General features: G+C 63.0%; 14 protein-coding genes. 7 read left to right on the top strand and 7 right to left on the bottom strand.

Going from position 1 to position 13398, the window contains the following annotated elements; genetic code table 11:
- Window positions 1-23: 23 nt before the first annotated feature.
- From ACR0JC_RS04960 to glmM, 3 genes are read left to right on the top strand one after another with little or no spacing between them, the layout of a single operon-like run.
- The gene (locus ACR0JC_RS04960) at window positions 24-944 is read left to right on the top strand and encodes a dihydroneopterin aldolase (protein WP_170338393.1); all 921 of its coding nucleotides are present in this window, start codon (window positions 24-26) and stop codon (window positions 942-944) included.
- Window positions 941-1939, top strand: coding sequence for a dihydropteroate synthase (gene folP, locus ACR0JC_RS04955; RefSeq protein ID WP_170338395.1), 999 nt, complete (start codon window positions 941-943; stop codon window positions 1937-1939). The genes ACR0JC_RS04960 and folP overlap by 4 nt, the downstream gene beginning before the upstream one ends.
- 35 nt (window positions 1940-1974) lie before the next feature.
- Window positions 1975-3321 (top strand): phosphoglucosamine mutase, encoded by a 1347-nt coding sequence (gene glmM, locus ACR0JC_RS04950; protein WP_170338397.1) that lies wholly within the window; start codon window positions 1975-1977, stop codon window positions 3319-3321.
- Here glmM and ACR0JC_RS04945 read toward each other — a convergent pair.
- Both ACR0JC_RS04945 and ilvC read right to left on the bottom strand, forming a co-directional pair.
- Window positions 3315-4217, bottom strand: coding sequence for a DMT family transporter (locus ACR0JC_RS04945; protein WP_170340016.1), 903 nt, complete (start codon window positions 4215-4217; stop codon window positions 3315-3317). The genes glmM and ACR0JC_RS04945 overlap by 7 nt on opposite strands.
- Before the next feature lie 72 nt (window positions 4218-4289).
- Window positions 4290-5312 (bottom strand): ketol-acid reductoisomerase, encoded by a 1023-nt coding sequence (gene ilvC / locus ACR0JC_RS04940; protein ID WP_093962496.1) that lies wholly within the window; start codon window positions 5310-5312, stop codon window positions 4290-4292.
- 131 nt (window positions 5313-5443) lie between these two features.
- Here ilvC and ACR0JC_RS04935 point away from each other — a divergent pair, with 131 nt between their 5' ends.
- Together ACR0JC_RS04935 and ACR0JC_RS04930 are read left to right on the top strand one after the other, a co-directional pair.
- Window positions 5444-5899: an Lrp/AsnC family transcriptional regulator gene (locus ACR0JC_RS04935; RefSeq protein ID WP_170338399.1), complete on the top strand. Its 456-nt coding sequence runs from the start codon at window positions 5444-5446 to the stop codon at window positions 5897-5899.
- Entirely contained in the window at window positions 5896-6354 is a 459-nt protein-coding gene (locus tag ACR0JC_RS04930; protein ID WP_170338401.1) for an Lrp/AsnC family transcriptional regulator, read from the top strand. The genes ACR0JC_RS04935 and ACR0JC_RS04930 overlap by 4 nt, the downstream gene beginning before the upstream one ends.
- Window positions 6355-6357: 3 nt before the next feature.
- On the opposite strand, the gene ACR0JC_RS04925 is transcribed toward ACR0JC_RS04930, so the two are convergent.
- Window positions 6358-7059 carry a GntR family transcriptional regulator gene (locus tag ACR0JC_RS04925; protein ID WP_170338403.1) on the bottom strand — a complete coding sequence of 234 codons (702 nt, stop codon included), beginning with the start codon at window positions 7057-7059 and terminating at the stop codon, window positions 6358-6360.
- A 231-nt stretch (window positions 7060-7290) separates the two neighbouring features.
- On the opposite strand from ACR0JC_RS04925, the gene ACR0JC_RS04920 reads away from it, so the two are divergent.
- Window positions 7291-8418 (top strand): aminotransferase class V-fold PLP-dependent enzyme, encoded by a 1128-nt coding sequence (locus ACR0JC_RS04920; protein WP_170338405.1) that lies wholly within the window; start codon window positions 7291-7293, stop codon window positions 8416-8418.
- A 13-nt stretch (window positions 8419-8431) separates the two neighbouring features.
- On the opposite strand, the gene ACR0JC_RS04915 is transcribed toward ACR0JC_RS04920, so the two are convergent.
- The 3 genes from ACR0JC_RS04915 to ACR0JC_RS04905 all read right to left on the bottom strand — a co-directional run bounded on the left by ACR0JC_RS04915 (window position 8432) and on the right by ACR0JC_RS04905 (window position 10718).
- On the bottom strand, window positions 8432-9628 hold the full coding sequence (locus ACR0JC_RS04915; RefSeq protein ID WP_170338407.1) for a UbiH/UbiF family hydroxylase: 1197 nt from the start codon (window positions 9626-9628) through the stop codon (window positions 8432-8434).
- Between the two features lie 74 nt (window positions 9629-9702).
- Entirely contained in the window at window positions 9703-9951 is a 249-nt protein-coding gene (locus tag ACR0JC_RS04910) for a hypothetical protein (protein ID WP_093962490.1), read from the bottom strand.
- Window positions 9952-10073: 122 nt separating this feature from the next.
- Entirely contained in the window at window positions 10074-10718 is a 645-nt protein-coding gene (locus ACR0JC_RS04905) for a pyrimidine 5'-nucleotidase (protein ID WP_170338409.1), read from the bottom strand.
- Between the two features lie 101 nt (window positions 10719-10819).
- Here ACR0JC_RS04905 and ACR0JC_RS04900 point away from each other — a divergent pair, with 101 nt between their 5' ends.
- On the top strand, window positions 10820-11467 hold the full coding sequence (locus tag ACR0JC_RS04900; protein WP_093962488.1) for a GntR family transcriptional regulator: 648 nt from the start codon (window positions 10820-10822) through the stop codon (window positions 11465-11467).
- Here the strand turns inward: ACR0JC_RS04900 and ACR0JC_RS04895 are convergent.
- On the bottom strand, window positions 11424-13343 hold the full coding sequence (locus ACR0JC_RS04895) for a glycosyltransferase family 2 protein (RefSeq protein WP_480763375.1): 1920 nt from the start codon (window positions 13341-13343) through the stop codon (window positions 11424-11426). The genes ACR0JC_RS04900 and ACR0JC_RS04895 overlap by 44 nt on opposite strands.
- Window positions 13344-13398: the final 55 nt, after the last annotated feature.

Here is a 13398-nt window from a genome sequence, read left to right as displayed (position 1 = left end):
AGCTGCCCGAAAAGGCCCGTGCCATGAGTACTGAAATCCGCCTTGCCTTTGCGCACCCGTCCGAACGGTCCGAGGCGACTGCGCCACGCGGGCCGCTGGATCGTATCTCGTTGCGCGACCACATTGTCGAGGTCGAGATCGGCGCCTTTCAGGCCGAACGGGGCACCACCCAGCGCATCTGTTTCAACATTGTGGTCGAAGTGCGTCCGCTGACCGAAAACATCGACGATGATGTCGATCGCATCCTGTCCTATGACCGGGTGACCGAGGCCATCGCCTATGAACTGGCGGCCGAGCGTCTGAACTTGCTCGAAACGCTGGCGGATCGAATAGCCGAGCGGATCCTGCTTGAACCTCAGGCGGTAAGAGCTTTTGTACGCATTGAAAAACTGGATCGCGGTCCGGGTGCTTTGGGCGTCGAAATCGTTCGTGGCAAGGATGCCGTCCATCACGATGTCATCGAAGAAGAGCGCCCACATCCCCGGCTGGTCTTTCTGTCGAACGCAGCGATTGAGTCCGAAAATTTGTCGGGCTGGATCGACCAGTTGGAAAACCGGCAGCGACCGCTGATTCTTTGCGTGGGCGCCTCCGATCTGCCGGTGCCGCAGACCGGCCATGCCATGACCCAGCGCCGGATCGACCTGCTGGCGATCGAGCAGAACGCTTGGGTGCTGGCCGCGCGTGATCATCGCTGCGTCGTCGTCTCGACCCGGACCGAACTGGACTGGGCCATGAAGAACGGTCAGATCTGTGTCTGGGCACCGTCCAAGATCGTGCTGGATGCGGTCGATGGGCCTTCGGCGGCGCCGTCCGATGCGGTGGCCTTGGCCGCCTGGTTCGCCGCCACCTTTGAGGCCAGCGAAATGCTGGTCCTTGGCGGCGAACTGCCCGAGTCGCCCAAAACGCCGCTTCGGGCGGTTCCGGTGGAGCAGGCGCAACTGTGACCAGCTACTATCGCCCATTGGTGCAACACGGGCCTGTGCGCCCGGACGGGGCCTTGCTGCTGGCGGGGCAGGACCTGTGGTTCACCCATGCCGAATGTCTGCAGCGTGACGCGGCACCCCGGATCGTTGCGGCTGCCGATATCCCTGAAACGTGGCTAGACCGGCTGACGCAACCGCGCGCCGCGATTGCCGGACTGGATATGGCGCAGCCGCAGATCATGGGCATTCTGAACGCCACGCCCGACAGCTTTTCCGACGGTGGCAAGCACAGCACCCCCGACGCCGCGTGTGCAGCAGCCCGGGAAATGGTCGCGCACGGTGCGACCATTCTGGACATCGGTGGTGAATCCACTCGCCCCGGTGCGGATTTTGTGCCCGAGGACGAAGAGATCGCCCGCACCCAGCCCTTGATCCGCGCGATCCGGGCTGAGACACCGGCGCTGATCTCGATCGACACGCGCAAATCCGCCGTGGCCAGGGCCGCAGTCGAGGCCGGGGCAGGGCTGATCAACGATGTTTCAGGCTTTACCTTCGATCCCGCGCTTGGGGCTTTCTGCGCTGAAATCAATGCGCCGGTCTGCGTGATGCACATGCAGGGCGACCCGGCCACGATGCAGGACAACCCGACCTATGACGACGTTCTGCTGGACGTCTACGATTTCCTGTCCGGGCAGGTGGCCCGGCTGGAAGGCCTCGGGCTGGATCGGGGCCGGATCATCGTTGATCCAGGCATCGGTTTCGGCAAGACCGAGGGACACAACCTGACCCTGCTGCGCAATCTCAGCCTGTTTCACGGGTTGGGCTGCCCGATCCTGCTGGGTGTGTCACGCAAGGGCTTCATCGGCCGGATCGGTGCGGAACCGCGCAAGGATGCCCGCGCGCCGGGATCAATCGCCGTTGCGTTGGCAGGATTGTCGCAAGGTGTGCAGATCATCCGGGTGCATGACGTGGCCGAGACCGCTCAGGCCTTGCGCCTGTGGGCCGCTGTCCGGTAATCGGGTCGCAGGCAGGACTTTGTGGAGTAACAGGTATGCGCAAGCTGTTCGGAACCGACGGGGTGCGGGGCACCGCCAACACCTACCCGATGACGGCCGAGATGGCGTTGCGGATCGGCGCGGCCGTGGGGCGGTACTTCCGCCGGGATGGCTCGGGCGTTCACCGGGTGGTGATTGGCAAGGATACGCGCCTGTCGGGCTATATGCTGGAAAACGCGCTGACGGCGGGTCTGACGTCAACCGGCATGAACGTGCTGCTGCTGGGGCCGGTGCCGACACCGGCGGTCGGGCTGATGACCCGGTCGATGCGGGCCGATCTGGGTGTGATGATCTCGGCCAGCCACAACCCGGCCGAGGATAACGGGATCAAGTTCTTCGGACCCGATGGGTTCAAACTGTCCGATCAGGCCGAGTTGGAGATCGAACAGCTGATCGAAGCGGGTGTCAAACCCGCGCAGGCGCAGAATATCGGGCGTGCCCGGCGTGTCGATGACGCGCGGTTCCGCTATGGCGAGCGGGTCAAGTCATCTCTGCCGCGCGAGCTGCGTTTGGATGGCCTCAAGGTGGTGATCGACTGCGCCAACGGCGCCGCGCACCGCACCGCACCCGAGGTCCTGTGGGAACTGGGGGCCGAGGTGATCCCTGTTGGAACTGCGCCCAACGGCAAGAACATCAATCTGGGTTGCGGCTCGACCCAGCCGCGCGTTGCGGCCGAGGCCGTCGTGGCGCATGGGGCGGATGTGGGCATTTGCCTCGACGGCGATGCCGACCGGGTGGTGATCGTGGATGAGACCGGGCAGGTCGCCGATGGTGATCAACTCATGGCCCTTCTGGCTACCGCCTGGGCCACTTCCGAACGGCTGAAAGGCGGTGCGCTTGTTGCGACCGTCATGTCGAACCTGGGGCTGGAACGGTTCCTGGGCGCGCGCGGGCTGCGGCTGGAACGGACGGCGGTCGGTGACCGCTATGTGGTCGAGCGTATGCGGGACGGCGGGTTCAACCTTGGCGGCGAGCAATCCGGCCATATCGTCATGAGCGACTATGCCACCACGGGTGACGGCCTGATGGCGGGGCTGCATTTCCTGGCCGAGATGGTGAATTCGGGGCGCAAAGCCTCGGATCTGGCGCAACAGTTCGAGACGGTGCCGCAACTGTTGAAGAACGTGCGCTATGGCGAAGGTCAGGCCCCGCTGGAAGCGGAAACAGTCAAGGCCGCGATTGCCGATGCCGAGGCGCGGCTGAACGGGCAGGGGCGGTTGTTGATCCGCAAGTCGGGCACCGAGCCCCTGATCCGTGTAATGGCGGAATGCGAGGACGACACCCTTTTGGCGCAGGTCGTTGATGGGATCGTGGCCGAGGTCGAAGCCGCCGCGCGTCAGTAGCCCAACAGCAACTTGCGCAGACTGAACCATTGGCTGATGGCCATTCCGGTCAGGATCAGCGCCAGCGCGATGTAAAACCGTAGCGGCAGCGCCTCGGACAGGATCCATGCGCCGAAGATCATCGACCAGACCGGCACCTGATAGTTCACCAGCGTCATGAAGACCGAACCGGCGCTGCGAATGATCGACACCCGCAGCAGGGTCGCAAAGGCCGTTGGCACAAGCCCCAGCACGATCAAGGCAAGCGTGGGGCGCAGACCCTGCGGGGCGGGCACGCCCTCGGTCGTCAACATGATCGGCAGCAAGATCACCGCGCCCACCACCAATGTCAGTGCGGCCAGTACCACCGGGTCGATCGGCGGGCAGCGCCGGGTCAGGATCGACGCCACCGAATAGCAGAACGCCGCCCCGATGCAGGCCAGTTGGGCCAGCGGCTCGGCCCCGCTGCCCAGTTGCGCAAGCCCCGGGCCGATAAGCACCAGCGCTCCGGTGAAGCCCAACGATACCCCCACGAAACGACGTGCGTTCAGGGGTTCATCCGAAAAGAAATGCGCCAGCGGAAGAACCATCAGCGGAATTGCGGCCATGGACAGCCCTGCAAAGGCCGAGGGTACATATTGCTGCCCCCAGCTGAGCAGCACGAAAGGCAGCGCGGTGGACAGGATGCCGATCAGGATCACCGACCACGCCAGACTCGGTGTCAGGCTGGGGATGCGCCGCCCGGTCAGCCCCATCAAGGCCAACAGCATCACCGCGCCCAGCGTCGTCCGCGCCGTGGCCACCGTGATCGGGCCATAGCCGTCCAACGCCATCGCGACGACCATGAAGGTGCCGCCCCAGATCAGGCCCAGGGCAATGACGCCGCTCCAGTCGCGTATGTTGGGTTGAGGCACCATCGCTGGCCGTTCGTCCATTCTGTATGAAAAGGGCGGCCACCGGGGCCGCCCTTGGGTCCAAGCCGTTAAGGCTTAGTTCTTTTCCTGATCGACCAACTTGCCGGCCGAAATCCAGGGCATCATGCCCCGCAGCTTTTTGCCGACTTCTTCGATCTGGTGTTCGTCATTGGCCCGGCGCGAGGCCTTGATCGTGGGCTGACCGACCTGGTTTTCCAGCATGAAGTCGCGCACGAACTTGCCCTGCTGGATGTCGTTCAGAACCTCTTTCATCGCCTTCTTGGTCTGCTCATAGGGCAGGATGCGGGGGCCAGTGACGTATTGACCGTATTCCGCAGTGTTCGAGATCGAGTAGTCCATGTTGGCGATGCCGCCTTCATAGATCAGGTCCACGATCAGCTTCACCTCGTGCAGACACTCGAAATAGGCCATCTCGGGCGCATAACCGGCCTCAACCAGGGTTTCAAAGCCGCAGCGGATCAGTTCGACCAGACCACCGCACAGAACGGCCTGCTCACCGAACAGGTCGGTTTCGCATTCCTCGCGGAAGTTGGTCTCGATGATGCCCGAACGACCGCCGCCGATGGCCGAGCAGTAGGACAAGCCGATTTCCAGCGCCTTGCCGGTCGCGTCGGTGTGGACCGCCACCAGGCAGGGCACGCCGCCGCCTTTGACATATTCGCCGCGCACGGTGTGGCCGGGGCCTTTGGGGGCCATCATGATGACGTCCACGCCCTCTTTCGGCTCGATCAGGCCGAAATGCACGTTCAGGCCGTGGGCAAAGGCGATTGCCGCGCCGGGCTTGATGTTGTCATGCACATATTTCTTGTAGGTCTCGGCCTGAAGCTCGTCGGGCATGGTGAACATGATGACGTCGCACCAGGCTGCGGCCTCGGCAATGCCCATCACCTGCAGGCCTTCGGCTTCGGCTTTCTTGGCCGAGGGCGAGCCTTCGCGCAGGGCGACGACCAGGTTCTTGGCGCCTGAGTCGCGCAGGTTCAGCGCGTGGGCGTGGCCTTGGGAACCGTAGCCCAGAATGGCCACTTTCTTGTCCTTGATCAGGTTGATGTCGCAATCGCGATCGTAATAGACGCGCATTTTGCCGGTCCTTTCTGTTTCGATTGCTGCGTTTCTATCTGCGGTGATTGCTATTGGCGAGAGCGATGACATTGGATATTGACGACAGAAGCGAAGAATAATTCTCAGAAACCGAAAAAACTAAAAAAGTCATGCTTGACGACATCGACCGCCGTATCCTGCGCCATTTTCAGGTCGACCCGAGCCTGAGCACCGCCGAACTGGCCGAGCGGTGCCGGATCAGCAATGGCGTGTGCTGGCGGCGGATCGAGAAGATGCAGGCCGTCGGGATCATTCAGGGGCAGGAGGCCGTGATTGACTGGTCCGCTATGGGCTATGCGGTCGAGGTGTCGCTGCGGGTGACCCTGGACAAGACCCAGCCGCGCGCCTTCGACGAATTCACCGAAGCCGGCCGCAAGGTGCCCGAGGTGATCGAGATCCAGACCTTTCTGGGGAGGGTGGATGTCCGCCTGTCCGTCATCGCGCGGGACATGGCGCATTATCAGCAGGTCTATCGCGACCGTATCCTGACCCTGCCGCATATCGCCGATATCGAGGCCCTGATGCACATCGCGCGGGTCAAGCGGGACGAGGTGCTGCCGGTATGATCGAACTGGATGAACTGGACCGCAAACTGCTGCGCGCCTTGGCGCAGGACGCCACACAGAGCGCAGGTGCGCTGGGGCGGCGTTTCGGTCTGTCGCAGCCTGCCACCTGGCGCCGGATCCGGCGGCTGGAGCAGGCGGGCATCATCAAAGGGCGCAGGCTGCGCCTGAACGCCGAGGCACTGGGGTTCGGTGTCACCGTATTTCTGGGCGTCAAGCTGGCCCGCAAAGGGCAGGTCAGCCTCGAGGATTTCGAACGCGCCGTCAGCGCCATTCCCGAAGTCCAAACCGTGGAACACGTACTGGGCCTGTATGACTACCGACTGCGCGTGGTCGCGCGCGACCTGGCGGACTTTGAACGGGTCCTGCGTCGGCGCATCATGACCCTGCCGGGGGCCGGGGATGTCGAAGCAAATGTACTGCTGAGCGAAGAACGCCTGTCCGGGCCGATTGGGTAGCGGTCAGTAGCGGGTACGGATGCAATAGCCTGGATGGTGGGTCAGGCGGGCAAACGAAACCGGCTGTCCGTCTTTCCATGTCGTGCGCTCAAGCTGAATCATCGCGGCCCCGGTCGTCGTTCCCATATAATCTGCCAAGTGGCTGTCGGCGGAAATGGCGTAGAGTGCAAGCTCGGCGTCAATGAAGGGGTTCGCATTCAACAGCCATTCATGCGGCCCGACTTCTTCCAGATTGGCATCTTCAACCTCGGGGACGGCCGAAATGTTGATCCAGCGTTCTTCGTGCTGAAACGGGCGGTTGTCGGCATAGTGCATGCACACCAGATGCAGGATCTGCGATTGCGGCGGCAGACCCAGTTGCGAGCTGAGCCAGCCCGGGCTCTTGTCGATGCTGCGCTCGACCAGGGCATAGCGGTAGGTCTGGTTCTGGTCTTCGACCATCTGACGGGCCAGCGACAGTTCCAGCTTGGCCTGTTTGCTGGGTGATTTCTTGACCCGCGTTCCGCTCTTGCGCTTACGCTCGACGAACCCTTGCTCTGCCAGTTCGCGCAGCGCACGGTTGACGGTTGCACGCGCGCAGTTGAACTCTTCGGCAAGCTGGGTTTCGGTCGGCAGCAAGGAACCTTGGGGCCAGACCCGTGTCTCGATCCGCCGCTTCACTTCGTCCCGAACGAATTGAAAACTGATCCGCTTTTGAACGTTCACGGTCTAAAATATCCTTTCAAGCTCAAGATGTGCGTATCTGTTCAGAAACACGTCAAGGTGTAAAGAGAGAGGTGACACTAATTGGCGTCAATTCGGCCTATCAGGCTGCTGAGACGGGTGTGCAGCCGAGCTTCTGACCGTTGACTTAGGGGGAGCGCATGAGGGTCAATGAGCACTTTACCAACAGATGCAAAGCCTTCAGAAAGTGAGCAACCCAGAAAAGGAGACAACATGCCTGCATTGTTGAATACAGTCGATCCGGACGGGCTCGAAGAATTCTCGGTCGTGTTCACCGACCGCTCGCTCAATCACATGTCGCAAGCGTTCCAGCGGGTGATGCGCGACATCTCAGGGATGCTGCGTGAGGTCTATGGTGCGGACGGCGTGGCCGTGGTGCCGGGCGGCGGAACTTATGCGATGGAGGCCGTGGCCCGACAGTTCGCCCGCGGCGCCAACGTGCTGGTGGTACGCAACGGCTGGTTTTCGTATCGTTGGAGCCAGATCATCGAAACCGGGGGGCTGACGGCCTCGGCCACCGTTTTGAAGGCTCGTCAAACGGGGAATTCCAGCCCGTCGCCCTTTGCGCCGGCGCCGATCGACGAGGTGGTCGAAACCATTCGCAGCCAGCGACCCAGCGTGGTGTTTGCGCCGCATGTGGAAACCTCGGCCGGGGTCATTCTGCCGGATGACTATGTCACCGCGATGGCCGCTGCCGCGCACGAGGTCGGCGCGTTAATGGTGCTCGACTGCATCGCCTCGGGCTGTGCCTGGATCGACATGAAGGCCACCGGCGTGGACGTTCTGATCTCGGCCCCGCAAAAAGGTTGGAGCGCCTCGCCCAGTGCCGGTCTGGTCATGCTGTCCGACCGCGCCGAAGCGCGGCTGGCCGAGACCACCTCGGACAGTTTCGCGCTGGACCTGAAGAAATGGCGCCAGATCATGCAGGCCTATGAGGGCGGCGGCCATGCCTATCACGCCACCATGCCCACCGATGCGCTGCGGGCGTTCCGTGATACGATGCAGGAGACCCGTGACTATGGGTTCGACAAGCTGCGCTTAGCGCAATGGCGGCTGGGAAATGCGGTGCGGGCGATGCTGCGCGACAAGGGGGTCGTTTCGGTCGCGGCCGAAGGCTTTGGCGCGCCGGGGGTGGTGGTCAGCTATACCGACGATCCCGAGGTGCAGAACGGCAGGAAATTCGCCGCGCTGGGCATGCAAATCGCCGCCGGGGTGCCGCTGCAATGTGACGAGCCCGAGGGGTTCAGCACCTTCCGCCTGGGCCTGTTCGGGTTGGACAAGCTGTATGATGTCGACGAAACGGTGGCCCGGCTGAAGCGGGTTCTGGATCAGGTGCTGTAGGCCGGTACGGGCCTCAGCGCACGCCGAGGCCCATCTGCATCAACGTCTTGCGCACCACCGGCATCGAATAAAGCGCGTTCAGCCCGGCAGCGCGCGCATCGCGCAACGGCCGTGCCTCGACCATCGAGGCGCGGTTCAGCAGGTCGATCCCCTTGACGCGCAGTTCGATCTCGGCATGGCGGGCCTTGTGATAGGCGTCGAGCATCTGGGTATCTCCCAAACCCTCGGGTCGGGCCTGGGCCAGGTCCAGAAGGCTGCGCAGATCCCCCAGTGACATGTTCAGCCCCTGCGCGCCGATCGGGGGCACCACATGGGCGGCCTCGGCCATCAGGGCCACGCGCTGGGCCGACAGACGCTCGGCCGATTGGCTGATGATCGGCCAGATTGTCCGGCGCGAGGCCAGTTTCAGCGGTCCGAACAGGCCACAGGACCGCTCGGTCATTGCGGCCTCGAATTCTGCCTCTGGCAGGTTCAGCAGGTCGACAGCACGCGGGCCGCGCTCCATCCACACGATCGCCGACGAGGGTTGACCCTGCCAATCGGGCAGGGGGACCAGCGTGAACGGCCCGCCGGACCGGTGGATCTCGGTCGAGACGTTTTCATGGGCGATCGGATGCGTCACCGCAAAGGCCAGTGCCTTTTGCCCGTATCGTGTGGTTTGGACCTTGATCCCCGCAGCCTCGCGCATGGGCGAGTTGCGGCCATCGGCGGCGATCACCAGCTTGGTGCGGATGCGCGTGCCGTCCGACAGGCCCACACGGGCCTCGGCGGTGCGGGTGAACAGGCTGACGGTGCCGGTGCCGGGGCGGAAATCGACATTCGGCAGTTCGTGCAGCCGGGCCACCATCTCGCGCCGCAGCAGCCAGTTGGGCAGGTTCCAGCCAAAGGGTTGATCCGAGATATCGGCGGCGTTGAAATCGCGCACAACGCGCGGCTCGGGGATGTCGCCGCCTGCGTCCACGATGCGCATGATCTGCAGGGGCGCGGCGTGGGGTTCCAGCCGGTCCCACAACCCGCAGTGCTGCAGTAGGCCGTGCGCCGGTTGCAGAAACGCAGTGGTGCGCAGGTCGGACCCGTCGGCGTCGCGGTCGGTGACGGGCGGGGTCGGGTCCACGCAGATCACGTCGAACCCTGCGGCGCCAAATACGGCCGCCGCGGTCAGCCCGGCGATGCCGCCGCCGGAAATCAGGATGTCACAACTGTCGGTCATCGCGTCACTCTCCGTTGCCTGCGGACCCTAGTGCGGTTCTAGGGCCTGCGCCAAGTGACATCCTGTCCCGTGGTCTAGCCGCGTGAAATCAGGACCAGAATCAGGAACATCACCGGCACCATCGCCAGGGCCGGCAGATACAGGCCCGGCAGGCCGAACAACAGGGCCGAACAGCCCCACATGCTGACCAGCGCCGCAACGGTATAGCCGAGATCCTCGGGCTTGCCATTGGCCGCATCGCGGGCCAGCCAGCCAAACAGGGGAATTGCAAAAAGCAGGCGCTGCCAAAAGGGCAGGCGGCCGGGCATCTCGATCGCGGTCATCGGGGTCTCCAGTTCTGTTCGTCGCTGAGCCTGATGTAGGAACGACTTTGCACCCGCAGAATGCGCGGATCGTCGCAGTTTCAGGCTGCGCGCAGGCGCATTTCGTCGCAGTCTCGGGTGGTTCAGATCAGGCGGGCGAGAAAGGCGGTCAGGTCATCGGTGTGGTGGTGGATGTGATCCGCCTCATGAGGATCGGGGGCAACATGCACCGTACGCATGCCCATGTCATGCGGGGCCTTCAGGTTGCGAGGCTCGTCTTCGAACATCGCGGCGCGGTCGGGGTGGATGCCGTCGCGGGAAAAGACCGTTTCAAACGCGGCCTTGTCCGGTTTGGGCCGATACCCCGCATGTTCGACCCCATAGATCGCGTCGAACAGCCCGTCCAATCCGCGTGAGGCCAGAACCCGCTCGGCATAGGGCGCGCTGCCGTTGGTGTAGACGATGCGCCGCCCCGGCAGAGCCCGGATATGCGCGGCCAGCGCAGGGTCGGGCTCCATGTGGCTCAGGTCGACCTGATGAACCGCGTGCAGATAGGGCTCGGGGTCCAGGTCATGTTCGGCCATCAGCCCGGCCAGCGTGGTGCCGTGTTCGCGCCAATAGTGCTGGCGCAGCCGGTCGGCCTCGACCCGGTCGACGCGCAGGGCTTCGACCACGTATTCGGTCATCAGCACCTCGATCTGGTCGAACAGGCGCATCTGTGGCGGATACAGGGTATTGTCCAGATCGAACACCCATTGGGTGACATGTGAAAATGCAGGCTTGACCATAGGCTTGGGTTTAGGCCGCGGCCACCGGGTTTTCAATGGCGCACTTGATTGCAGACCCATGGCCCGGATAGACAGGTCCGAACGAGGAGAGACCCGACCAAATGAACCAGTCCCGACAGCCCCAGACCGATGCCTACAGCTTGATCCTCGAAGCGATCGACGTGGGGGTGTACAAACCCGGCGACCGGCTGGTGGAAAGCGAATTGGCCGAGCGGTTCGGCGTGTCGCGCACCCCGATCCGCGAGGCGCTGCAGCGGCTCGAGACGCAGTCGCTGTTGGAACGTGACGGGCGGTCGCTGATCGTGGCCTCGCTGGACCACAACCAGATGGCCGAGCTGTATGTCGTTCGACGTGAATTGGAAGGGCTGGCGGCCCGACTGGCCGCGCGCCATGCCACGGATGAGGAAATCAAAGTCCTGCAGGATATGGTCGAAGCCGATGACGCGCTTGTGGATGATCCCGTGGCGCTGTCCCGGGCCAACCGGCGGTTCCACGAGCAGATCCACCTTGCGTCGCACAACCGCTACCTTGTGCAGCAATTGGACCTTGTCCATCGCACCATGGCTCTGATGGCAACGACTTCATTGGCCGCGCAGGGCCGCGGTGAGATCGCTCAGAGTGAGCATAAGGGGATCGTCGAGGCAATCGCGGCTCATGACGAAGAAGCCGCCGATCGAGCCCTGAAGGAACATATCTCGGTCGCGTTCATGACCCGGCTGAAGCAGGATGCAATCCGGCGCGAGAAATAGCTGCCTCGTCTGGCTGCACTTCTTCGCTGGCCTGCCCGTGCTGGGTCTTGTCCCAGAAGAACGGTCTGACCGCCAGTTCCCACAGCGCCTTGTAGGCTGCTGCCACGCCCAAGGGGTAGTAGAGTGCCATGGTCGGGACCCACGGCAGCAGGAAACGGCGACCGCCGGCCACCACGCCCAAGCCTCCAACTAGGATGTTCGCGGCCTCGGCGGTCAGGAACAGGTAGACACAGGCGTGCAAGATTTGCGGTGCCAATACAGCTTCGAAAGGGTTCGTCAGCCCCAAAAAGGTCAGCCAGAAGACCCAAAGCACCGGGGCGAGCAGGAATTGTCCGACCGTCCCCAGGAAAAAGGCTTGGACACCCAGAAAGCGCCACATCCCCAGATCGCGCATCAATGCCAGGGGCGAGCGCATGTGGACAAGGTACGTGACCATGAACCCTTTGAGCCAGCGCGAGCGTTGCTTCACCCAAGGCCAGGCGCGGAAATTGGCCTCTTCATACGTGGCGGTTTTCACTATTTCGGTGCGATAGCCCGCGCGGCTGAGCCGAACCCCCAAATCCGCGTCCTCGGTCACGTTGTGAGCGTCCCAGCCTCCCAATTCCAACAGCTTGTCCCTGCGGAAGAAGAACGTCGTTCCACCCAGCGGCACCACAAGACCCAACCGCGCGATTCCGGGCAGGATCACGCGGAACCAACCGCTGTATTCGATGGTGAAGCAACGCGAGCGCCAGTTGGTGCGCGGGTTGTAGTAGTCCAGAACACCCTGCAGGCAGACCACATCATCGGGCGCGCGGGCGAATTGCTCCACCACGGTCTCGATTTGGTCTGGCAGAGGCGCATCCTCGGCATCCCAGACGCCCAAAATCTCTCCTCGGCAGAAATCCAGCGCATAGTTCATCGCCCTTGGCTTGGTGGTCAGGTTGCCAAGATCGGGCACCTCCAGCGTTCGGATCCAGCTGGGCAGGGTGGTCTGCGCAAGCGCTGACCGGGTGACGTCATCATGCTCTTCCAAGACCAGAATCACGTCCAACAGCGCCTTTGGATAGGTCAGGCGTTTCAGCCGTTGGATCAGCGCACCAGCGATTTCCCGTTCCTTGTGCAGCGGTACCAGGATGGACACGCAGGGCAGGCGCTGTTGCGCAAGCAGACAGTCTGGTTTCTCGGCCTTTTTGGGGAAGAGATACGATATCAACCCGGCCAGCCGAAGAATCAGGAACAGGATCAGCGTTGAAACTGCTGCCCAGAACAGCAGGGATAGCCCGGCATTCGGTTGCAGACCCAAGCCCACAAGCGCAGCCAGCGCCAAGAGGGTAGGCAGGAGACGTGAACTCGCAGTCCATGAGCGGCAGCTTTGCGATAGCGGCGCCCGTGTTTCCGCCGCCTCGGCCAAAGGTTTTGCGTAGTGTCGGGCAATGGCTTGGTCGATGTTATCGGGTGCGGCCAGAACCGGCAGGACGGTCTGGGCGCAATCTGCCAACCCGGACCTTATTTCATCAAAGCGGTCTGGGTAGGCTGTCGCGACCAAAAGCACGGGTCCGACTCGCAGCCACGGAATGGCGTTGTGCGTCAGCCAGAACTGCATCGGGCGCAGCGCGCAAAGGTCAGCGGGTGGCGGCGTGTTTTCCAGATCGGCGATCTGCAGCCCATGTTGTTGGCCCAGCGCCAACAACACATCGCTGCGCGAGGCCATATGCTCGCCAACCAGAATTTCGCCCAGAGGAGCGTCCTGCCGCTCCTGCAGTTTCAGGGCGTGATCCAGTTGAGCGGGGGTGATCACCCCCAAGTCGATCAGGCAAGTGCCCAAAGGTTTGCGGGGGCCAATGCCGGAAACCGGGGTCGCAGGCCCGTGACCCAGAAAATTCAATTCAACCATAAGAAAACCCTGCCCGAGATGTCGGGTCAGAGTTGCTCAATCAAGGTTAATTCCG

The organism is Ruegeria sp. CH5 (assembly GCF_056537025.1).
This window is presented reverse-complemented; position numbering and strand designations above follow the sequence as displayed.